This is a genomic window from Paenibacillus tyrphae (genome assembly GCF_027925525.1).
Taxonomy (GTDB): domain Bacteria; phylum Bacillota; class Bacilli; order Paenibacillales; family NBRC-103111; genus Paenibacillus_G; species Paenibacillus_G tyrfis_B.
The window spans coordinates 43,845-65,754 of the sequence record NZ_BSDJ01000025.1; the positions used below are offsets into that span (position 1 = coordinate 43,845).

19 protein-coding genes are annotated in these 21,910 nt (G+C 49.7%); 13 read left to right on the forward strand and 6 right to left on the reverse strand.

Features of this window, described 5'->3' with window-relative positions; translation table 11 throughout:
• Window positions 1–136: 136 nt before the first annotated feature.
• A complete protein-coding gene (locus QMG93_RS24920; protein ID WP_281941309.1) occupies window positions 137–3,220 on the reverse strand; it encodes a leucine-rich repeat domain-containing protein in 3,084 nt (1,027 codons plus the stop codon).
• Between the two features lie 155 nt (window positions 3,221–3,375).
• Between QMG93_RS24920 and QMG93_RS24925 the strand changes: the two genes are divergently transcribed.
• The 6 genes from QMG93_RS24925 to QMG93_RS24950 all read left to right on the forward strand — a co-directional run bounded on the left by QMG93_RS24925 (window position 3,376) and on the right by QMG93_RS24950 (window position 9,586).
• On the forward strand, window positions 3,376–4,044 hold the full coding sequence (locus QMG93_RS24925; protein ID WP_281941311.1) for a response regulator transcription factor: 669 nt from the start codon (window positions 3,376–3,378) through the stop codon (window positions 4,042–4,044).
• A complete protein-coding gene (locus QMG93_RS24930; protein WP_281941313.1) occupies window positions 4,041–5,408 on the forward strand; it encodes a sensor histidine kinase in 1,368 nt (455 codons plus the stop codon). The genes QMG93_RS24925 and QMG93_RS24930 overlap by 4 nt, the downstream gene beginning before the upstream one ends.
• 61 nt (window positions 5,409–5,469) lie before the next feature.
• Window positions 5,470–6,390 (forward strand): ATP-binding cassette domain-containing protein, encoded by a 921-nt coding sequence (locus QMG93_RS24935; RefSeq protein ID WP_413789334.1) that lies wholly within the window; start codon window positions 5,470–5,472, stop codon window positions 6,388–6,390.
• On the forward strand, window positions 6,387–7,100 hold the full coding sequence (locus QMG93_RS24940; RefSeq protein WP_281941317.1) for an ABC transporter permease: 714 nt from the start codon (window positions 6,387–6,389) through the stop codon (window positions 7,098–7,100). Before QMG93_RS24935 ends, QMG93_RS24940 begins: the two co-directional genes overlap by 4 nt.
• Complete coding sequence (locus QMG93_RS24945; protein WP_281941318.1) at window positions 7,101–7,835, forward strand: ABC transporter permease; 735 nt, start codon at window positions 7,101–7,103, stop codon at window positions 7,833–7,835.
• Window positions 7,836–8,164: 329 nt separating this feature from the next.
• Window positions 8,165–9,586, forward strand: a complete 1,422-nt coding sequence (locus QMG93_RS24950) for a DHA2 family efflux MFS transporter permease subunit (RefSeq protein WP_281941400.1) — start codon at window positions 8,165–8,167, stop codon at window positions 9,584–9,586.
• Between the two features lie 80 nt (window positions 9,587–9,666).
• Here QMG93_RS24950 and QMG93_RS24955 read toward each other — a convergent pair whose 3' ends face one another.
• Window positions 9,667–11,697 carry a hypothetical protein gene (locus QMG93_RS24955; protein WP_281941319.1) on the reverse strand — a complete coding sequence of 677 codons (2,031 nt, stop codon included), beginning with the start codon at window positions 11,695–11,697 and terminating at the stop codon, window positions 9,667–9,669.
• A gap of 145 nt (window positions 11,698–11,842) precedes the next feature.
• Here QMG93_RS24955 and QMG93_RS24960 point away from each other — a divergent pair, with 145 nt between their 5' ends.
• Window positions 11,843–12,736 carry a phosphotransferase family protein gene (locus QMG93_RS24960; protein ID WP_281941320.1) on the forward strand — a complete coding sequence of 298 codons (894 nt, stop codon included), beginning with the start codon at window positions 11,843–11,845 and terminating at the stop codon, window positions 12,734–12,736.
• Window positions 12,737–12,758: 22 nt separating this feature from the next.
• Here QMG93_RS24960 and QMG93_RS24965 read toward each other — a convergent pair whose 3' ends face one another.
• The 4 genes from QMG93_RS24965 to QMG93_RS24980 form a co-directional block, all read right to left on the reverse strand.
• Entirely contained in the window at window positions 12,759–13,556 is a 798-nt protein-coding gene (locus QMG93_RS24965) for a copper amine oxidase N-terminal domain-containing protein (RefSeq protein WP_281941322.1), read from the reverse strand.
• 56 nt (window positions 13,557–13,612) lie between these two features.
• A complete protein-coding gene (locus QMG93_RS24970) occupies window positions 13,613–15,694 on the reverse strand; it encodes a M56 family metallopeptidase (RefSeq protein ID WP_281941324.1) in 2,082 nt (693 codons plus the stop codon).
• Window positions 15,691–16,098 (reverse strand): BlaI/MecI/CopY family transcriptional regulator, encoded by a 408-nt coding sequence (locus QMG93_RS24975; RefSeq protein ID WP_281941326.1) that lies wholly within the window; start codon window positions 16,096–16,098, stop codon window positions 15,691–15,693. The genes QMG93_RS24970 and QMG93_RS24975 overlap by 4 nt, the downstream gene beginning before the upstream one ends.
• A 254-nt stretch (window positions 16,099–16,352) precedes the next feature.
• Window positions 16,353–16,556: a helix-turn-helix domain-containing protein gene (locus tag QMG93_RS24980; protein WP_281941328.1), complete on the reverse strand. Its 204-nt coding sequence runs from the start codon at window positions 16,554–16,556 to the stop codon at window positions 16,353–16,355.
• 209 nt (window positions 16,557–16,765) lie between these two features.
• Here QMG93_RS24980 and QMG93_RS24985 point away from each other — a divergent pair, with 209 nt between their 5' ends.
• From QMG93_RS24985 to QMG93_RS25005, 6 genes are all read left to right on the forward strand, one after another.
• Window positions 16,766–18,091, forward strand: a complete 1,326-nt coding sequence (locus QMG93_RS24985) for a helix-turn-helix domain-containing protein (protein ID WP_281941330.1) — start codon at window positions 16,766–16,768, stop codon at window positions 18,089–18,091.
• 248 nt (window positions 18,092–18,339) lie between these two features.
• Window positions 18,340–18,423, forward strand: a complete 84-nt coding sequence (locus tag QMG93_RS35240; RefSeq protein ID WP_309299686.1) for a hypothetical protein — start codon at window positions 18,340–18,342, stop codon at window positions 18,421–18,423.
• Complete coding sequence (locus QMG93_RS24990) at window positions 18,420–18,665, forward strand: hypothetical protein (RefSeq protein ID WP_281941332.1); 246 nt, start codon at window positions 18,420–18,422, stop codon at window positions 18,663–18,665. Before QMG93_RS35240 ends, QMG93_RS24990 begins: the two co-directional genes overlap by 4 nt.
• Before the next feature lie 46 nt (window positions 18,666–18,711).
• Complete coding sequence (locus QMG93_RS24995) at window positions 18,712–19,797, forward strand: hypothetical protein (protein WP_281941334.1); 1,086 nt, start codon at window positions 18,712–18,714, stop codon at window positions 19,795–19,797.
• 113 nt (window positions 19,798–19,910) lie between these two features.
• Complete coding sequence (locus tag QMG93_RS25000) at window positions 19,911–20,921, forward strand: S-layer homology domain-containing protein (RefSeq protein ID WP_281941335.1); 1,011 nt, start codon at window positions 19,911–19,913, stop codon at window positions 20,919–20,921.
• Between the two features lie 239 nt (window positions 20,922–21,160).
• Entirely contained in the window at window positions 21,161–21,814 is a 654-nt protein-coding gene (locus QMG93_RS25005) for a hypothetical protein (RefSeq protein ID WP_281941337.1), read from the forward strand.
• Window positions 21,815–21,910 lie beyond the last annotated feature (96 nt).

A 21,910-nucleotide genomic window follows, 5' to 3' on the forward strand; every position in this document is an offset into this window, starting at 1 on the left:
CATATGATATGCAACCCAAAGGATGGTCTGATGGACGAATACCATGCGGGGCGAAAAATTGGCTTTTGTACCGAAAAAGAGGGAAACGGCTAAAGCCTGCCTCCGTTAATAGAGACAGGCTTCCTGTTAACCCGGTTTATTCGTCATACCAATCCTTGCGGTACCCGTTCTTGAACTCGCCCTCGTACTCCGGCTTGCCGTCCGTGTCGAACAGCTTGCCGCGTCCGTGCGCCTTTCCTTCCGCAAGCTCGCCTTCGTACGTCGTTCCGTCGGCGTAGTACAGCTTGCCGGTACCGCTGCGCGCCGTATTGATGCCGGACAGAGGCTGCCCTTTGGCATCCGCGAAGCTGCCGCCCTCGCCGAATTCGGAGTATTCGAAGGGTCCTGTGTAGACGGTACCGTCGGCATAGTACAGCTTGCCTTGACCTTGGAATTCGCTATCTTCGAAATCCCCGTCGTAGAGCAGGCGGCCTTCTTTCGTATAGACCTTCCCGCGGCCCGACCACATGCCGTAATCGAATTCCCCTTCGTACTGCAGCTTGCCATTTTCGAAGAACGATTTGCCCTGGCCTTTGGCGGAATCGTCCGCGTATGCGCCTTCGTGCCATAAATGCCCTTCCAGGTCGAAGCTTTGACCGAAGCCGTTTCGTTTGCCGACCCGATACTCGCCCCGATGGTTCAGCGTGCCGTCCTCATTGTACGTTTCGCCACGGCCCTGCGGGACGCCGCCTTGAAATTCGCCTTTGTAAACCGTGCCGTCGGCGAAGCGGTATACGCCCGTGCCCTGGTCCGCTCCGTTCGCAATCGCCTTCCCGGACGAATCGGCGAAGGCGCCTCGCTCTCCGTATTTTCCTTGATCGAATTCTCCGGTGTACGTATCTCCGTTAAAGAACGTCAGCTTGCCTTGGCCGTGATAAAGCCGTCCGCGAAATCCGCCTTCATAGACCGCTTTGTCCTTCCGGTATTCCGTGCCTTGACCATTTCTCGTTCCGTCCTTAAATTCGCCGGAGTAGAGGAGGTGGCCCTGCCAATCGTACTCCTTGCCCTGACCGCTCTGCTTTCCGGCCTTGTAACCGCCCTCGTAGCTCAGCTTGCCTTCCGTGTTGTATTCCTTGCCGCTGCCGCTGCGCTCTCCGTCCGCATAGCGTCCTTCGAACTCCAGCCTGTCGTCCTCGCTGTATTCTTTGATCTCGCCGTTCATCGCGCCGCCAAGGAACGATCCTTCGACTCGCCCGCCTACCATAATATGGTATACCCCATGTCCGTTTGGCTCTCCGGAAGCCGTCTCCCCTTCGTACCAATCGCCATTGGCGTAGAATCGAAATCCCTTGCCGTCCTTCGCCGGGTCAATCGTCCTTCCTTGCGCATCGAGGAACGTCCCCTTACCGAACTCTTGGTCCACAAACGTCCCCTTGTAGACCGCTCCGTTTGAAAAATACATCGTCCCTTCATGAATACGATTGTTCTTAAACGTTCCTTCGAACAGCAGCTTGTCCGAGACAAAGTATTTGCCTTCGATCAATGTCTGGTTGTCGACTTTCCCCTCGAACCGTTGGTCGTTCCTATAATAGACGATACCATGGCCTTTTTTGACATTATGCTCGATTTCGCCGACATACTTTTCCCCCGTCGCAAAATAGACGGTTCCTTTCCCGTGCATGTCGTTATCCTTGAAGCCGCCTTCATAGACCAAACGGCCCTCCACGAACAGTTTGCCGTTGCCGTTCAGCTTGCCTTGAACAAACTCGCCTTCCTGCCGGCTTCCGTCCGAATTGTACTTTTTGCCTTGACCATTCGGCAAATCGTCCCGGAACTCCCCTTCCAGCATTAAACGGCCGACCGGATCGTATTGCTTGCCCTTGCCGTGCTTGCGGCCGTCCTTCCATTCGCCTTCATAGTCGATTTCGCCGCTGCTTGCGTATTGAGTTCCTTGTCCGTTATACTTGCCGTCCTTCAGTTCGCCGCTGTAGATCAGTTGCCCCTTCTCGTCGTACCGCTTGCCGGTGCCGGTCGTGACGTTGCTCACGATATAAACGGCCTGTCTATCCTGATTCCAGATGACAAGTTTGTCCGCGGCTTCCCCTACCAAGCGCAGCGGCACCAGCGTCGTCCCGTTGCGAAGCTCCGGCGCGGCCGGCAGCTTGACGGGCTTCCCGTTCACGCGGGCTTCATCCTGCCCGATCGTCAGCACAAGCTCCAGCCCCGGCTTCGTCCCGGTCACCTGGCGCTGCTCCTCGTTCCACGTCACCTGCAGCCCGAGCTTCCCGAACACGCCGCGAAACGGCACAAGCACGGCGCCGTTCCGGTTGAGCGGCGGCTCTTCGAAGGCGATCCGCTCGTCGTCCACAAATACGTTGATGCTGCGCTCATAGCCTGGGAACAAAGTCGGGTCAAACTCGACAGTGACTCCACGATCCTGCAGCGCCCGCACCGTGTCCGCAGCGCTTGCCTCCAGCGGGTTCCCGCCGAGCCGCACCTCGCTCAGCTTGCTCAAATCCGTGAGCGCGCGGATGTCCGTAATCTTGTTGTCCCGCAAGTCGAGCGATCTCAGCTCCTTCATAGCGTCAATGCCCGAGAGGTCGGCAAGCTGCGTATTCCGCAGCTTCAATTGCTGGACTCCCGCAAGTTTCGCAATCTCGCCCAGCTTGCCGAGCGGATTGCCGGACAAATCCAAGTAGAGCAGTCCCGTCAGCGCATCGATGCCGTCCACGGCTTTGATCCCCGCGCCGCTTGCCGCCAGGCTCTCCAGCCGCGTCAGCTTCCAAAGCGGCTCCGGGTCCTGCAGCGGATTGCCGCTCAGGAACAAGTGCTTCAGCTTCGGCAAAGCAAGCGGACGCACGTCGGCGATCCGGTTATCCGACAGGTCCAAATAAGTAAGCTGCTTGAGCCCGCTGATTGGATAGACGTCGCTGATCTGGTTACCGCTCACATCGAGCCGCGTCATCCGGGCAGCGTACTGCAGCCCGACGAGTTGTTCGATCGGCCGCATTTTCTTGCCGTCCGAGGCCATGAGGCGGGAGAGACTTTGCAGGTCCTCCGGCGTCAGGTCGCCGTCCGGTTTCTTCAACTGGTCGCGGATCACCTTTTCCAGATTGGCGTCGGGCACCAGGGCGGCCGCCGCGCTCCATACGCGCTCCGTGGGTAGCGGCATGACGAGCGGCGCCGCCATGACCCATGCGGATAGAAGCGTGATGGCATACATACGATTTTTACGGAACATGCGAGCGAATTCCCCTATTCGTTAAAATATGTACAAGTGGTTGATCGATTAGTACTTTCGACATAATTCTACAGGATCAAGGAAATTCCTGCCTGTCCAAAACGTGATATAATTTCAACGAGTTCATACCGCTTGCGAAAGAAAGGATATCCGAGATGAAAATTTTATATATTGAAGACGACGCGGAAATCGGACAATGGGTCAGCGGCGACCTGACCGAAAGGGGGTACGAGGTTCTGTGGCTGACGTCCGGCGACCGGGCGGGCGAGCAGATGAAGGAAGCCGATCTCGTGCTGCTGGACGTGATGCTTCCGGGACTCGACGGCTTTACGGTCGGACAGCGGCTGAAGAAGGAGTTCCCGGCTACGCCCATTCTGATGATATCGGCGCGGTCGTCGATCGAGGACAAGCTTCACGGGCTGCAATTTGCCGACGACTATGTGACGAAGCCGTTTCATCCCGATGAGCTGGCGGCGCGGATCGAAGTGCTGCTGCGGCGCTTCGACAAGCGGGTTTCCCCGCAGCTCCAGCTCGGCCATCTGTGCGTCCACCCGGATGAAAATCGACTGGTCGACAGCGAGACCGGCGAAGAAATTATTTTGACGGGCAAGCAGTTTCAAATCTTCATGTATTTTTTGCGTCATCCGAACCAAATTTTGACGAAGGATCAAATTTACGAAGCGGTATGGGGAGAGCCCTACCTGGAAGGCGACAAGACGCTGATGGTGCATATCCGCTACCTTCGCGAGAAAATCGAACGCGATCCCGGAAACCCGCAAATCATCGAAACGATTCGCGGCATCGGCTACAGGGTGAGAGCATGAGGCCGACCGCTAAAACAAAGTTTCGGAATTCGCTGCTGGCCCGGTACGTGTTTATTATTTTAATCGCGCTGTGCATATGGCCGCTCGTGTTTCCGGTCGGAAGCCTGATTTATTACATGCAGAGCCAGTTGTTTTTCCCCGAGGAATTCAACATCTATGACAGCCGCAACCTGGAAAAAGCATGGCATCAAGAAGCCAAGGATCTGGACAAAGCGGCGGCAGATGCGGTGGACGCCAAGCTTCGGGCATTGAAGGAACAATATCCGCGCGCTTCGATGTTCTGGGTGGACGCCTCCGGCCGGCTGCGGCTCAAACTCGGGGTAACCGTTGCGATTCCGGAGCAATGGACGATGGCGGACAGCATGCAATTTATGAAAAGCAGCTATGGCGGGGACCCGTTCACCGTCGTCGCTTTTATCGGCCAAGACCCGAAGCAGGGCTTCATGGTGGTGCAAATTCCGCGGCATATGATGGAAAGCGAAGTGATCTATCCGTCCAACGAGCGGTTTCTTACCGTGTTTATGCTTTCCATATTTTCGTTCTTCCTGTTCACTTCCTGGCTGTTCTTCGCCCGCATCCGCAAACGGCTTCTCCGCTTCCAAATCGCCATGACGGAGACCGACGAATCCGGCATTCCTCAGCCGATCGCCGTGAAGAGGGTCGACGAAATCGGACAGCTTGGGCTGGCGTTCAACCATATGATCGATCAATTGAACAGCGCGCGCCAGCGGGAACAAGAGGAGGAAGCGCTGCGCAAGCAGCTTATCGCCAACCTGTCGCACGACCTGCGGACACCGCTTACGACGATCCGGGGCCACGCCTATACCCTGCGCAAGGAACCGTTAACGCCCAAGGGAAAGCAGTCGCTCGACCTGATCGAATCGAAGGTAGACAATGTGGCGCAGTTGATCGAGAACCTGATGTCCTATACCTTGCTGTCGGCGGGCAAATACCCGCTGCGGACCGCCCGGACGGACGTGCTCAGGCTGTGCCGGACCTCCGTGGCCTCCTGGTATCCGGTCTTCGAGAAAGAAGGCTTCGACGTCGATGTCCGGCTGCCGGAAGCCGCCTTGTATTGGAACGTCGATCCGCAATGGTTTACCCGCATTCTGGACAACCTGTTCCAAAACATCGTCCGCCATGCCAATTCGGGAAAATATGTCTGTATCCGGACCGAGGAGCGGCACGGAACTACCGCCGTCGTTATCGCGGACAAGGGGCCGGGCATCCATGCGGAGTCGGACAACAAAGGGGCCGGCATCGGCTTGACCATCGTCGCTTTAATGATCAAGGAAATGAGCCTGAAGCAGGATATCGTCGGCTCCCGCGACGGAACGGCCATCTATATGTATCCGAAAATTTAAACGAATTTTAAACGAAAGCTCCCTTTCGTTTTAACCTTCGGCGTCTATTATGGAGGCTGAGGTGATTGAAGTGGAATCCATCATAACTACACGTAATTTATCCAAGCACTACCGCTCGCGCAAAGCGGTAGACAAGGTCGATCTGGATATCCGGAAAGGCGATATCTACGGCTTTCTCGGTCCGAACGGCGCGGGCAAAACGACGACCATCCGCATGCTCCTCGGACTCATCAGGCCGACGGAAGGCACGATTCACATCTTCGGGAAGGACCTGAGAAAAGAGCAGCGGGCCATTCTCCGCAAGGTCGGCTCGCTGGTCGAATATCCTTCCTACTACGGCCATCTGACCGCTTATGAAAATCTGGAGACGATCCGCCGTATTCTGGACGTACCGAAATCGCGAATCGACGAGGTGCTCGCCATCGTCCGGCTGACCAAGGAAGCGAAGCGCCCGGTCAAGGGCTTCTCCCTCGGTATGAAGCAGCGGCTCGGCATCGCCTCCGCCCTGCTCGGCCATCCGGAGCTGCTCATTCTGGACGAACCGACCAACGGCCTTGATCCGACGGGGATCTTGGAAATCCGCGAGCTGATCAAGGCGATGCCGAAGGAGCACGGCATAACCGTGCTCGTATCCAGCCACCTGCTCAGCGAAATTGAGCTGACGGCCACCCGCGTCGGCATCATCCAGCAAGGCGCGATGATGTTCGAGGATACGATCGACAGGCTGCGCGAGCGGGCCCAGAGCAGCATCCGCATCGCGCTGTCGAGCCCTGAGGGCGCCCGGCGTACCGTCGCGCTGACCGGGTGCCACGCCGAGCTCCACGAATCTTCTATTCTGATTGAGCATATTTCCGACGATACGCTTGCGGAAATCGTCGCGCTGCTCGTTCAGTCGGGACACTCGATTTACCGCGTGGAGGAAGTGAAGAAATCGCTGGAAGATATTTTCCTTGAGATGGTCGGGGAGGGAACCAGCCTATGATGTTCCGGGTGCTGGCTGCCGACTTTCTGAAAATTCGCCGGAAAGCGATCTGGTTTCTGATCTTCCTCGGGCCGATCGGCGTCATTGCGCTGCAGGCGGCCAATTACGGACTGCGTTACGATTATTTGATGGAAAAATACGCGGCCAACCCGTGGGGCGCTTTCCTGGGCAACATTCAGTTTCTCCTTCCGGTGACGATCCTGCTCGGCATCGCCATCATTGCGTCGATGGTCGCTAACATCGAGCACCAGATGAATTCGTGGAAGCAGCTGCTGGCGCTGCCCATAGCCAGAGCTTCCGTGTTCAGCGCCAAATTTACGTTATGCGTGCTGATGCTGCTCATCTCGTGCATCCTGCTGGGCATCGGCATCGTCGGGCTCGGGCTCGGACTGAAGCTCGGCACGGACGTGCCGCTGATTAGCGTTATCAAGCTGAGCTTCTATCCGTTTATTGCCTCTTTACCGGCTTTGGCGCTGCAGCTGTGGCTGTCCGTGACGATGCGCAATCAAGCCCTTCCTTTGACGGTCGGCATTCTCGGAGGAGTCGTGTCGACCTATGCCAGCAATATGCCCGACTGGTTTTTATGGAAGCTTCCTTTGCTGACAAACCATGCGGGCATACCCGAGTATTCGGTCGTAGCCGGTCTTGCGGTCGGAATCGTCATTTTCGCCATCGGATTACTTCACTTTACGAGACGGGATGTGAATTGAATGAGAACGTTCCTAAATGTGCTGCGCTCGGAGTGGCTCAAAATGCGCAAGGCCAACATTTGGCTGCTCGTCTTCGTCAGCCCGGCTCTTGCAGCGGTCAGCGGCTTCCTGTCGCCCATGGTCGCAGGTCTGCCCGAGTGGGAGTGGCTGTTTATAACGGCCGCCGCCATGCATGCTTTTCTGTTCCTGCCGCTGTTGACCGGGGTGTTCGCCGCCTTCGTCTGCCGCTACGAGCATGCGGGCGGAGGCTGGAAGCAGGTGCTGACTCTGCCGGTTTCCCGTACGCAGCTTTACCTGGCCAAATTTACGATCGTCATCGCGCTGCTCGCCGTCACCCAACTGCTGCTGCTGGCCGTCGTCCTGACCATCGGTACGATTAAAGGCTTTACTTCGGCCGTGCCATGGGACGTTTTACTGCGGAGCGTGCTGGGTGGCTGGGTGGCAACTTTACCCTTGGCCTCCCTGCAAATGTTCGTATCGGTCGCTTGGTCCAGCTTTGCCGCGCCGCTTGCGATCAATGTCATCTTCACGATTCCGAATATGCTTATCGTCAATTCGAGCGACTACGGACCGTATTACCCTTGGGCGCAGCCCGTCCTGTCCATGCTTCCGAAGGGACAGGCGGATTTCGGCGCGTTTAACGTCCCGGTGGAGACGCTGCTGTTCGTTATTCTCGGAAGCTTCCTCGTCTTCTTCGCCGGCGGGCTTACTTATTTCCGCAGGAAAGAAATTTAAGCGAAAGAGAAATAATAAAGAGACCGAAATTCTTCATAAGAGGATTCGGTCTCTTCGCCGTTGCGATAGGTATTTTTTAGTTTTAATAGAAAAATCGCAATCGATAAGAAACAACGGCGTGTGATACATGTTACAATAGAATGGCTGCTGAACATTCTTTTGCCCCTACTTACCGCAATGCAATTCCATGTCGCACGGGAGGAATTAGAGAGAAGTCGTCTGACAGAAACCTGCTGTTTTTATGCTTTTACAATGAGAGGAGTAACAACGTGGAGAACCATACAAAACCAAACGACAGCGGAGGGACATTCGGGAGCAGAGCCAACTTAATGGTCGTTTTGGTTATGATTCTTGGGGTATTTGTAGCCATCTTGAATGAGACGCTCCTTAATGTCGCTTTGTCCAAAATTATGGCGGATATCGGAATTTTACCGAGTACCGCGCAATGGTTATCAACCGGATATTTGCTGGTTATCGGGGTGCTGATCCCGGTCACCGCTTTTTTAATTCAGAAGTTCACAACAAGAACCTTGTTCCTTGCAGCCATGAGCTTGTTCACACTGGGTACGCTGGCGGCGGCTGTCGCACCGGGATTCGGCATGCTTTTGCTGGGCAGGGTGCTGCAGGCGTCGGGAACCGGTCTGCTGTTTCCGCTGCTGACCAATGTCGTACTGGCTACGGTCCCTCTGGAAAAAAGAGGCTCGGCCATGGGAACGATCGGGATCGTCATCACCTTTGCCCCGGCGATCGGACCGACGCTGTCGGGGATCATCGTCGAGCACTTCAGCTGGCGCGTGCTCTTTTACGGCGTCATCCCGATCGCGCTGCTGGTCATCGCCATCGCTTATCTGAAGCTAAAGAACGTCACCGAGACGAGAAATCCGAAAATCGACGTCCTGTCGCTTCTGCTCTCCACCTGTGGATTCGGAGGAATCGTGTACGGCTTTAGCAGCGCCGGCGAAGGGCACGGAGGCTGGTCGAGCAGCGCAGTCCTGATTCCGGTAATCATCGGCGCCGTCGCTTTAATCTTGTTCGTTTGGAGACAACTGACGCTGGCGGAACCACTGCTGGATCTGCGAACATTTAAATTCAACGTGTTCCGATTGTCGACGTTGATCATGATGATCGTCATGATGGCGATGTTCTCCGCCATGATGCTGCTGCCGATTTTCCTCCAGGGCGCGCTCGGCTACAGCCCGCTGCAAGCCGGTCTGGTCATGCTGCCAGGCGGTATTCTGATGGGCATTATGTCGCCGATTACGGGCCGGCTGTTCGATAAATTCGGCGCCAAATGGCTGGCGGTCGTCGGGCTGGCGCTGATCGCCAATACACTGTGGCAGTTTTCCTCGATCTCCCTGTCGACGCCGTACGCAATGATCATGATTTTGAATACGCTGCTGATGCTCGGCATTTCAATGCTGATGATGCCGGTCATGACCAACGCGTTGAACGAGCTTCCGCCGCGGCTATATCCGCACGGCACGGCCATTATCAGCACGCTTCAGCAGGTGTCGGGCGCAGTCGGTACGGCACTGCTGGTCACGGTAATGACCAACGGCTCCAAGCATTTCCTGGAAAGCGCCGCGGGAACCAAAACGGATGCCCCGCTGCCTATTCTGGCGATGATGGCCGGGATGAAGAGCGCGTTTCTGCTGGCCTTCGGTCTGGTCGTCGCCGCTTGGCTCGTTTCGTTCTTCCTGAAACGGGCACAGCCTTCGGGAGGCGGAAGCGAGCAGGTTTCCGCACACTAAGGTTTAACACCGGATTCGCCTTAAGCGATTGCGGACGCAAGAAGACGGCCCCTGCCTCATAAAGGGGCCTTTTTCTTTCATCAACAAGGGATTTCTTCATATTTAAAATTATTGATTCTGAATACCATAGACCGTGTACCTTTGGGGATAGGCAATTCGTTACCGTCACAATGCATTTTAAAAATATGAGTGCCCGGTGCAACGGCAACGATTCGTCGGATTATTGTTTCTTCCCCATGAATGGAGATCGACTCACACCATAGTTCACTGCTTACCGACCATGTTGCGGTTTCAGGAAGAGCCGCTTGTAGCCCGAAGCATACCTCTATCGTCTTTGTAACGGATGAATGATTTTCAATTTCCAGTACTCCTTCGGTTCCGCACCATCGTAAGTTATGGAGTATATTGTTTTCAAGAAACGAAAAGCTTTTCCTCCAACGAAATGTAAGCGGAGATGACGGCAATGCCAGAGACTCGTCAGAGAGTTTTCGCAATCGAACCCTTAAGATGCTAATGGATTGTCGCCCCATCCAACTAATTTGCATATAGACAATCGCCGATGTCGGCAAGTTTGGAACCGTAAAAATGTTTGTAACGACGATGAGTCCCATATGGTCGGGTTGGTGTAGAGGAAAGGTTGTAAAATTCGTATAGTCCGGTAAAAAGGCACCCAATTGAAAATAAGTATCCGGTTCTGTGGAGATTTTATCGGTTTTTATTCTGACGACGATTTCATATTTGCCGGGTTCCAGACGATCCAAACGATCGTTCACAAGTAATCCGGGCAGATCAACTCCATGCCTTCCTAACCTGGCGTAGACATTATACTCTCGGACCCACTCTGTCGTACCGGTAAGCCCTTCCCATCGCCTGGCATCCCAAATTCGATATTCCCCTGCCACTGCCGGAAGCTTGAAGTAATTGATGAGATTATGGGTGAATTCCGGATCGCTATACAGGGAAGGAAGAACCGGTAACGAGGAGCAATCCTTTCGACGCAGGGTAGCATGCTCAAGGATCTTACGAATTAAAATCCTTGCATTCTCTAGCGCCCTATTGCGGGAAAATACGGGTAACAACCGTTCATGCTGCATTTGTTGCAACTCGTTAAGTTGATCGAGGTGATCTATGAGCTGCTCTGCACGACTTCTCATTTCTTTCAGATCATCACACATCCCCAGGTTGCGCAGTTCCTCAGCTCGAAGCCCATATTCCAATGCTTCACTCGTTAGGCCGGATTGCTTCAAAAACAGAGTGGGTACTCCGATTGTAATCGCTTCTAACGGGGTAAAATGCAGATGATAAGAGGTCATATAACCCCCGTAACAAAATAGGCGCGATCGGCATAGTCGGCTCCACAATGTATTAAAATCAACATTTCCGAGAATGGATGGATGTTCGCAATGCTTGGAACTTTTATCGTTTTTTCCAAGTACGACAAAATCAATTCCAATGAACGCGTCGGCAAACATTTGAAAAATAGAGTACAGTAGTTCGGAATGATGAATATAGGGAATAGCGGTAGAAATGACTCGATCCGAATCTTCTCCCATCCATTTGAAAGGCAGCCGTTCTCTTGAAACAAAGGCAGGAATGTACGTTTCGTTCTGTACCAGTCTAACATCCTCGATGGAAGATAGCGACTTTAGAATGGGTGACCATATATATCGGTCCTTCGTTTGTTCAAAAGTGCTTAGATCGACGTCTTCAATTTGACAAATTTCAGCATAGCGTTTAAAGCCTCCAAAAACCCGAAACACAACGATGCCTTTATACCACTTTAAAACCTTGCTAACCAGATCCGGAAAGCTGGCGATATAGATCGCATCTACCCATTTATTCATGAAAGCCGCTTCTTCCTCGGTGGGCGTATCGATTCGAATTCTTCTTATTTTTTCAACAATGTGGGTAGGCAATGAACAGTAGGAACGCCAATTGGGATATAATTCATTCGATTCATCATCGTAATTACGGTCAAATGGCAGTAAGTTGCGGTCACCGAATCCGGGGATGACCTCAGCGCCAGCTTCGATAAACAAAGGGACCTCTTCATAGCGTAAAACGAGATGAGGACATACCCACAGCAGGACAGGTTTAATTTTTTCCTCCACAATAACACCTCCCAGGGACCCAATAACCTATTGTATTCATTTTAATGAAATAGGATAAAGCTCAAAAAATAAAAAGGCTTTTGTCCATGAATGAACATAAGCCAATTTATTCGCTATCGCATATTTTGTGATAGGTGATGAAAAAATGCTAACTATGGAATCTTACATTCATTACATCAGGCAAAAACATCCTGAGATTACGAGAGACTTTCCGATTCATGTCATCACGGAAGGCTCGGCCAATATTGTACTCAAGATCGAAGGAAATGATCCGTGGATTTTTCGTATTCCGAGAGAGGATAACCCCGCGGCAGCGCTCAAAATGAAACGAGAACAAATTTTGTTAACCGAACTGAAAGGCAAGGTTCCGTTCATACCGCAAATTGCATGTTTCTCCGAGCACCCCATCCAATATATAGGATATCCCTGGATTCCCGGGAGACAGCTGTTTCCTCCATTTTTTGCCGAAATCCCGCTTGTTGACAAGGAAATTATGGCCAAAGACCTTGCCTGGTTCTTGTCTGTTCTTCATGAGTTTCCGACAGCCTCATTTTTTAGTTCAGAAGAAACAAAGTCGTCCTCCATGAAAGAAAACTGGACAAATTATTTAGTCTCCATTAGGCACTATGTATTTCCATATTTAAATGACTTCCAAAAAGAGTGGACTTTACAACTTTTCCATACTTTCTTAGCGAATGAGCAGCATTTCGTATTTAGCCCTTGTTTGATTAACGGCGATCTTAAACCCGAGCATATTTTAGTGAATGAGCAAACCTATAGACTATCCGGAATTATTGATCCGGGTCTATTGATGGGCGATCCGGCGTTGGATTTTGGATATCTGGGACTGGGCAGACCGTTTCAAGCCATGTTGCTTAAGCATTACACCGGCTTTCAAGATGAGACGTTTCAGGATCGTATCTCTTTTTACGAAAAAACGATTCCCTTTTACGGTTTGCGCTACGGAATTATTTATAATCACCAAGAGGCATTCAGCAATAATGTTCACTTGTTGAACGAAGTGATTGCAGGGCAATAGCCGGACGTCTTTTGGTACTTGATTATTGTTTGTCCACAATCGCGATGGTCATCGATTTGGCGTTGTGCATGCGGACAAAAAGGGCGCAGCCCAGAGCTTCCGACGCGTCGCGGAGCGGAATGAAGCTGGAACCGTCCACGATTTGCGCGGGAACGCCGAATTGGATCGTTTGTCCGTTGATCGTGGAGGACTTCTGACCGATCTTAAAGGTCATGACATCGCTGCCTTTCGTCGCCTTCACCGTTTGGGTTTCGGGATTCCATTCCACTTTCGCCCCAAGCGCTTCCAGCGTGGAACGAAGCGGCACAAGCATGCTTCCGTCTTTGATAAAAGGAGCCACTTCCGGGTTCAGCTTCCGTTTGTCGATGAAAATATGTACTCCCTCGCCGCGTCCGTCCCATTTCTCCGTCGTGCAAGTCATTTGATACGTAACGTCGAGCGATTTCAAGTCCGCCCCTTGGACCGCACCGGGGAGCATAACATCCCACTTTTGGCTTTGGCCCGGCTCCAGGCTCAGACCTGTCAGAAACGCATCGTTATCCCATTCCCGCGTCGCCAATTCGTTCCCTGCGGCGTCCTTTACGATAAGTTTGAACTTTTCTACCTTGTTGATTTTTACGTCGCTGGTGTTGACGAATACCCCTTTAACGACCAGCGCGTCATGTTCGTATTTGCCCGACAACGCCGCGAAAGTAAGTTCTCCGGTTGGCTGTACGGAAGCCGACGCCGGGGCGCCGAAGGCGAGCATCCATGTCATAACCATAACGGATAGGATGCTTAAAGCCAGAATCGACTGGAATCGTTGCTTCATCGTTTTCATAAAATGCGTCCTCCAATTCGTTGTCTTTAACTCGAATCCTGCGAGTGATCCGAAACTTAATCGTTCATCGTCCCGTCCTCTGGGTCAACCCAATAGTTCCAAAACTCGCCCGTTCTATCAACTGTGGCGTGGACTGTCGGCTGTCCCTTCTTCGTAAAGGTATGAACATAAGGATTTTCCGTGGAGAATTCAACCGAATAACCCGTCAGATCGATGTCGAACAGCTTGTTCACCATCGGTTTGGCCGCGGCGATGGCTTCTTCTTTCGTATAGATCGGCTTTCTATCCTTATCCAGGAGAAGGGGCAAATTCGCTTCATTGTCGTCTTTTTTGCCGTAGGCCGAGATCGACTTGATTGTGCCTGTGTTGGAGCCAATCACTACGACATAATTGCCGCCGTCGTCAAAAAACTTCCATGTATCGTATTGCCCCTCGGAATAGTTATGGTCCGCCTGTTTAAAGGTTACCGGCTTTCCGACATTTATCGTTTGTAGTGCTTTCAACGCAGCGTTTTTCGCTTTCTCGTTCCCCTGTGCGACAGGATAGCTGATCGATATGCCTCTTTTGCTCAGCGTGTCCGCATCCAGGGTTACGATCATGTCCTTGCTCTGAAGCCACCATTTATGCGTCGATTTACCGTCCGCAAACCGTTTCTCTCTCTCTACGGTCTCGGCGGTAAACGTTTTGTTTGCATCCACTTGACGAAAAGCTTCCGCAGCAGCATTTTTCACAGCCGCATCCGTTTCGTCCCACGTGTATTGGACATAAGCGTTCACAATTTGCTTCGTCTTCCGGTCAATGGCGACTTGTCCTTTTCCGTTCTTATTCAATAAGATCCACTCTGCCGTAATTTCGGGGTCCGCCACTTCGTAAAGCTCCGCTTGCGAATCTCCCAGAAAACGGCGCAGCTCTTCCTGGGCCGCGTCTACGACATTCTTGTCCAACGGGATATCGTGAATCGTGAGCTTTTTCTTCGCTTGCGAAGTGCCGGACGATTCCGTCGCGATCATAGGGGGCGCCGACAGATTGCCGGATGCGGACTCTGGAGCTTTGGCATTGACCAGCGTCACGGAAGAAAGGGCGATGACGGAAGCCAGCCCGAGCGCCGACCAGCGGTAAGATTTTTTATGATAATTTTTGATCATGATGATTCTCCTTTTTATTTGTTGTTTGCCTCCCGATAAATTGGCCATACCCGGGGTCGGATACAAGGTGGCATAATGCTCCAACAGGCGAATGATCGTATGGCCGTAGCTTTCTTTTTGCCCCGCACCGATGTAGGATAGCGCAAGCGCGTCGGCAGCTATTTCCTGATCTTCGCGCATCCGGTAATAGGCATACCACAGAACGGGATTGAACCAATGCAGGATCAATAAGCCGTTCATCAGCCAGTTCACGGCGACGTCCTTGCGTTTCACATGGGCCAGCTCGTGATAAAAAATATAGCGCAGCTGTCGATCGTCCAGCATGTTCATGAGCGAATCCGACAGCACGACGCGCGGACGTAGAAACCCGAGCACAGCCGGGCTGGAAATCCGTCCCGCCGTGATTAACGGGATCGATTGCCGGATCGCCATCATCTCCCGGCATTGTTCGAACAGCCCGACAATTCCGGGGTCCGTAATGACGGGCTGCTTTGCGAGCCGGTTATATACGCGCCTGTTCGCGGCGACGGTCAAGATCCCGAGACAAACCGCGCCCAGCAGCCACACGACAAACGCGAGCTTATACAGCGATAAGCTTGCCAAAGGCTGCTTTTCCACCGGTTCGGCCGTCTGAACAGGCGGTTCCTGCTTGGTTTCTACGGAAGCGGTCTTCGCTGGCGCGTTGTTCGTCATTTCCTGGTGAACAGGTGATGCTACCGGCAGACGCGGCGAAGGCGCATCAGGTGTCCGTAGAGCTTCCTGGCCGTAGGAAAGCAGGTTATACACGCTGAATGAGCTTTCTGGCGCCCACGGCAGAAGCAATCTGGCCATAATGACAAGCCACAGCATATAGTGCCATCTGGGGGACAGCTTGTTTCTCGCGATGACTTTGACTAATAAGACAAGCCCCACCAGCACCCCGGCCATCAGCGAGGTCTCCAATACCCAGTCAAAAAAGCTCAAGAGAGAAAGGCTTAGATCGTCCAATGTCATCTGTCCTTTCTTCTATCGCGATCCGGCCCCTCTTCCGTCTTCTCGTCGAGAATCCGTTTGAGTTCGCTAATTTCATCCGAAGACAGCTTTTGTTCCCGCAAGAAGTGGACCAACAGCGGTTTGACCGCCCCGCCGTACAGCCGCTTGAGAAAGGACTGTGTCTCGGTCTGCACGTAATCGTCCTGCGAGACCAGAGGATAGTACAAGTAGGTCCTGCCCGCCTCTTGAAAGGCGATTGCATTTTTTTGGAGCAGCCGGCTGATCAGTGTCCGGACCGTTTTCGGCTTCCAGTCCATTTGCCCTTCGAGGGCCTCGATGACTTCGTTGCCCGTCTGCGGGGACCGGGTCCAGAGGATTTTCATCACTTCCCACTCGGCCTCGGATATTTTAGGCAGTTCTTTCATGAATCTTGTGTTCTCCTTTCCGTTCATCTGGATTACCGATGTAATCCTCTATAAGACTACATGCGTAATCCAAAAATGTCAACTTCAAAAAAACGATGCAGCCGAAAAAGGCATGCCCGCTCTCCCATTCGGAAGAAGTGGCGCATGCCTTTTGTTGCCTATGCATTTACCTTTCTACTGCTTCGTCACCCGCACATCGACGATATGCAGCGTCAGAATTACAAATTTGTATACATGTTCAGCTTTCCGGGCATTTAGAATGGCTGCCGTCTATCCTTCCATTCGTCAATCTCTCGCGGATCGATCCCGAGAACTTCACAAATATGCAAAGCTATAGTTACGGTTGGTATTGTCATACCGTATTCGATGTTTTGGTAGTGCTTCAATGACACATTTATGATTCGGCTTATTTTTTCTTGAGATAACTGCTTTTGTTTCCGCGCGTCAACTATTTTCAATCGTTCGAAGCTCCCTTATCGGTTTTTATTCTTATGATAAACACTTCGAGCAAAACGGAAAAGCAGATCACATCAAGAATCCCGGGGGATTAAAACTTTTCACTATATGTAAAAATTGAACTTATTTCATAATAATTATTAATATTTTCATTTAATAAAAAGGAATATTACGGTAATATGGTTTTATATTTTCCGGGGAGGTTTTTTTCGTGCGGGTCGTTAATCGCTCTTTGCGTTGGGAAATTGAAGACCAAATGAAGCTGCGTGGTTATAATGTCAATCAATTGGCTGAACTCACCGGGATTAACCCAGGTAATCTGAGCAGCGCCTTGAATGGCATTTCCCGATCAATCACGATAAACCAACTGGATGCTTTAGGCAAAATTTTCGGGAAGGTGCCCGGATGGTTGTATGAGCTGTACACGGAAGAATGCATCTCCGAAGAACGATTATCCCGGCGACGGTTAGTTCCTTATTTGGTACGATGTGCGGAAGTGGACCGAAATGATTGTATTGACACGGTCGTATCTAAAATTCTTGATAACCAAAAAAACGTCAAAGTCATCTTTGATGTGGCAGAAAAGCTGTTTCATAAGGGAAAACAAAAAGAATCGGAACACTTTTATGAGATTGTCGTGGAGAATGTCAAAGACAGCTTTTCCGAAATACTGGCGATGAGTCACTACCGGTTATTTACGGTCACGCAAGGTACGGATGCGGAGAAGAATTGGATGGCCGTTATCCGATTCGATCCGTTTCGAAACCGGTTACCAGAGAGTTATTGTTTTGATGCATTGTTTCAATTAGCACGAGCGTGTTATTCCTTGAAAAAGTGGAATGAGGTTGAAAAATATGCGAGTGAGATGGTGGAGCTAAGCACGATTCAATGCGGTGATAGAGAGGTCGCGCCTAAACGGCATCCTGTTTATTATTACGGCATGGGGCTTTTGTATAGAGGAGCTGTGCTTGAAAGGCAAGGGTTATATGAGCAGTCGAAAAAATATATACGAAGCTATGCTGATCTGGAATGGTTAGAACCCCTTGATGAATCTGGCCAAAAAGAAGTGGAGCAGTTTAAAGTTTGGGGGAAAGCAAACTTATACACCCTTGAAATGTTAACTGGAAACGAGAGCATGGTTAGTGAGTATGCCGATTATTTGGAGAACCTTAACCGGTTAAATGACGTTGTGTCCGGGCTAATTGCCATCGTAAAGTCAGCGAATACATATGGGTTCAATGTTGACCATGTGTTGTTGCGCTTTTCCGGCTCCATTGCCCGGTTCGATTTATTTAACCATGATCCGATTCTTTCGGATCGACATCTTCAATATCGGTATCACAAAGCTATTTATGAGTTTAATAAAGAGCGTTGCGAAAACGGAGTGAAAGAAACATTACATTGTATTTCCCTATGCTTGGATATGAAGCGATATGAAGACCTTGCCCGCTGTGTCTCTTTATTTGAAAAACATCGAAAATATGCATCAGAAGAACAGGTCCAGTGTTATGAATCCATCAAGCTTTGGGCTGATTGAGCGCAGAAGATGCCATATCGGAAAGAATTCTTAGGGGGATGCTCAGCATTCTGCACAAGGCAGAATGCTTTTTTATTGTCAAAAAACTATTCAAAAAATCAGTATGCCCTTTATTTGGAAGTAAAGTATTATAATTGAATCCGAGGGATGGGTGATATGAATAAAAAGCTAAAGCAAAAAATCAGAAAGCTGCAGCGACAATTGGTACGGTTAGTTGAAAAAAAGGCTCGTTTTCCGACAAGGAGGTGGTGCAGCTCAGCCAGCGTTTGGATCGGTATATTCTGATGGCTCAAAAGTCTTCTTCTAAGCCGAAGCTGAAGGTGTGTGGATGATGCAATACGAAAAGTTGTTGGTTGGAGAAAGCGAGGAGCGGATTGTATACCTTGCCCGGATCGGCGCAATCTTTGAAAAGCTTTACGGCATTAAGGATTTACATGACGCGGTCTACAAAGCATCGTCAGGTGCCGGATTTGCCGCCCGAAGATTGGCCGAGCTTGGCTATACCGACGAGGAAGTTGAGAAACTGTTGCGCGAGAGAATGTTTTTTTATCGGGTAAACAACATGGGACACTAAAATGAAGCATGCTTTGCAAAATCTCAATAGCGAGGAGAATTAAAAAATGAAATTAAAAATCGCAGGCTCCCTAATGTTGTCAGCAATGCTTGTGTTTAGTTCGAGCGCTATGGCTCAAGATTCTACAGTTGATGTCTCAAAGACGGAGCTATTTCAAACAAGTGCCGCTGTATTAAAAAAACACGGGCTAACAGATGAGGTCATTTCGAAACTTGGTCAAGACATTTACCCTCTAACAAATGAAATCAAAACGAAAAATTTGACGAAGGAGCAAATCAATAATTACATTGACGGCATTGAAAAAGCGAACGAACAACAACGCAAAGTCAAAGAAAACCGCGAAAAGGGCATTGTTGACGAAAGTGTGCAAGTAACACGAGAAGTTGTAGACGGAATGGTCACCCTTTCGAATGGTCACAAAATCCCAGTACCGCAAAGAAACAAGGGATCGGAAGACAAAGTTTCACCTGCGGGAGCTACTGCACATGGACCATATTATAACGTTGACGCACGAGTTGGTTTCAATCAAGTAACTCATTGGGTTGATTTACCTTGGGTTTATAGCACTACTCCTCGTGGAATTATCCCCTACGTTCTGGGAGGCGCATATGTTACAAATTGGAACAATTCCGAATATTTTGGCGGTGCAGATGTAGGTGCATTTTATGAATGGGGAGTTTGGAAACTTGCCATAAACGGTAAGAGCAAAGCTGGCAACAACTATTGGACACAATCAACAAAGGAACTTCCAGGTGGCAAAATATACTTAAATTATAAGGTTTCAGCAGATAATCAGCTCCAAATCACCGCTTCAGATTCCAATTACGTTTATATTACTTCTATTTCCTACTGGTTCCCGGACATTTACTTAAAGGCAGATGGATCTAACGTAGAAATGGCCACAGGATTTAGTATGGCCTATAAAAATGTGAACTCGGTAAATGACGGCTCTTTTCTCAGACATGGGCATATCTATAATGCTTCTGTGTACAGTCCAAGCTGGTACTCTTTGATGGACCCATCCGTGGTTGTTCACGAACAGAAAAAAGGAACTCCAATTGAAATCTCAAAGATAAACGTCTCTACGATGGCGAACTACCACGATTATTATGTAGATATTAATTTGAACTAAGTTTATGGAGATAGACGCATCCCCATTTTATGGGATGCGTCTCAATTTTTGTGAAACAAATCAACTTAAATCGCGTCTAATTTCATACCAGAAGTAAAAGAGGAGGCCTATGTATGTGTCATAAGAAAAAAAGTAAAGCACTCTCTGTTGTGTTAGGCGCGTTATTGCTTTGTACTGTAATGCCGGTAGGCGCTTCAGCAAACGGAAGTGGATTTAAGGATGTGAATCCGGATCATTGGGGATATGAAACCATTTCGTGGGCCAAAGAAAATGGCATTGTTGACGGATACCCTGACGGTACATTTTTACCCGAGAAATCCGTGGGACAGACTGAATTTCTTGCCATGCTTATTCGGGCTTACAAACCGAAAGGATTTTCTGAACAATCTAGTGACAACGACTGGAGAACACCATACGTTCAATACGCCTATAAAATGGGGTGGGGTGGAAGTTACATTGTACCTCCAAGCAGTAAATTATCCTCTTCCCCCGAACCTGAGTATATGGAACAGCGAATGTACGCTGCGAGATTCATCGCAAATGCAAATGGTAGAACCTACGATTTCAATGATTCCATACGTTTTCTTTTGGATAGCGGACTATCCAAGGGAAAAACAGACAATACCGTGGCAGGATTTCAAGGAGACGACTTCCTAACACGAGCCGAAGCCGTCACATTTATTAAAAGCGTGAAGTCCAAGCTAGATATGCTATATCCAGCACCAGAATTTATGATGACGTACGATCCAAAAACCTTAACGCTCAGCCCTTTTGAAGCCTTTCCGCTTGTCGTTGAGAAGCCGGTTATATACGGGTATTATAGTCACATTATTCTTACGACACCATCATCAGGCTACAATTTAACCCACGATCCCTCCTATACAATTTCCGGTACGGTTGAAAAAGCGGTTGGTGAAGAACTTAATCTGACAGTGGAGTATTGGGATAATGGAGAATTTATTTTGGAAAAAAGTTTGAAAACTCCTATCACAACAGGCGACTTTAAAACAACAATTGAGTTACCTAAACAGGGAATTTTTCGAATTGTTATCTATTCAAAGCAGGAAAAAGCTACCCCGAACAAGGCTTTAACAAAGTTTTACGTTGAATACAAACCTAAGTGAGTTATCAACGGCCACTTTCACGCGGTATCCGACAGCGTGACGGCGGGCTCCCGGGGCAATGCCGGAAGACATGTCAACCCGGGGAATCTAACTCTGCAATTGACGACTGCATGCGCGCGTAGCGTCCGGTTGAGTGAAAGCGGGTTGTAAGGGCCTATACCGATAACCAAGCTAGAGGTTAACTTTAGCTTGGTTTAACGCTTTTTTACATTGGGAAGTCTAGGAGGAATAGTTGATTTATGAATGATTGGCTTATTGAGAAAATTGAGGAAATAGAGAATAGCCACGAGAACAATATTGAAAATAACTTCGAAATACGTAAGATTCCATCCGATACTAGCGGGATAAATATATCACCTGCATGTCAATATATCGTTGCTCCTTTTGTTTTTAAAGAACCAAATGGTGTATATCAGATTCCGGTAGGAGTGGAAGAAAAGACATTAATCGATGAGATCGTCCCCCATTTCTATTACCCCAAAGCAATATATATCGATAATCAGATGAAATATGTAATTTTACAAGGATTAAAAAAAGAGTCTATGGAAAGCTTTAATGAATTAATAAAATCAAATCAACTACAGCCCCAAATAAAAGATTTATATACAGGCTCCAGTAGTGGTTCCCTAGATTTCTCCAATTGCAAAACATTTATAGTAGATAAGGAGAAGCTATCACCATATTATTCTTCTGACTTTGAACTCTCATGGTCATTTCTCAAAGGATCTTTTATTTTACAAGAAGGTGAATTCAATATCCTGCCGAATAACTGGTTTTTAAGTGATTCACTTAAAGAAAATGTTACAATTAGGACTTTTTTAGCATTTTGTAATGAAATTAGCCTAACTATCGATATGAATACAAATAAAATTAATATAATCACATTAGCTTAAGTTATTAGACATTCTTCCAGCAGCGGCCATACAACTCATACCGTAACGGTGGATTCCTATCGGGGCGGCAATCTGTTTGTAATCTCAACATTCGAC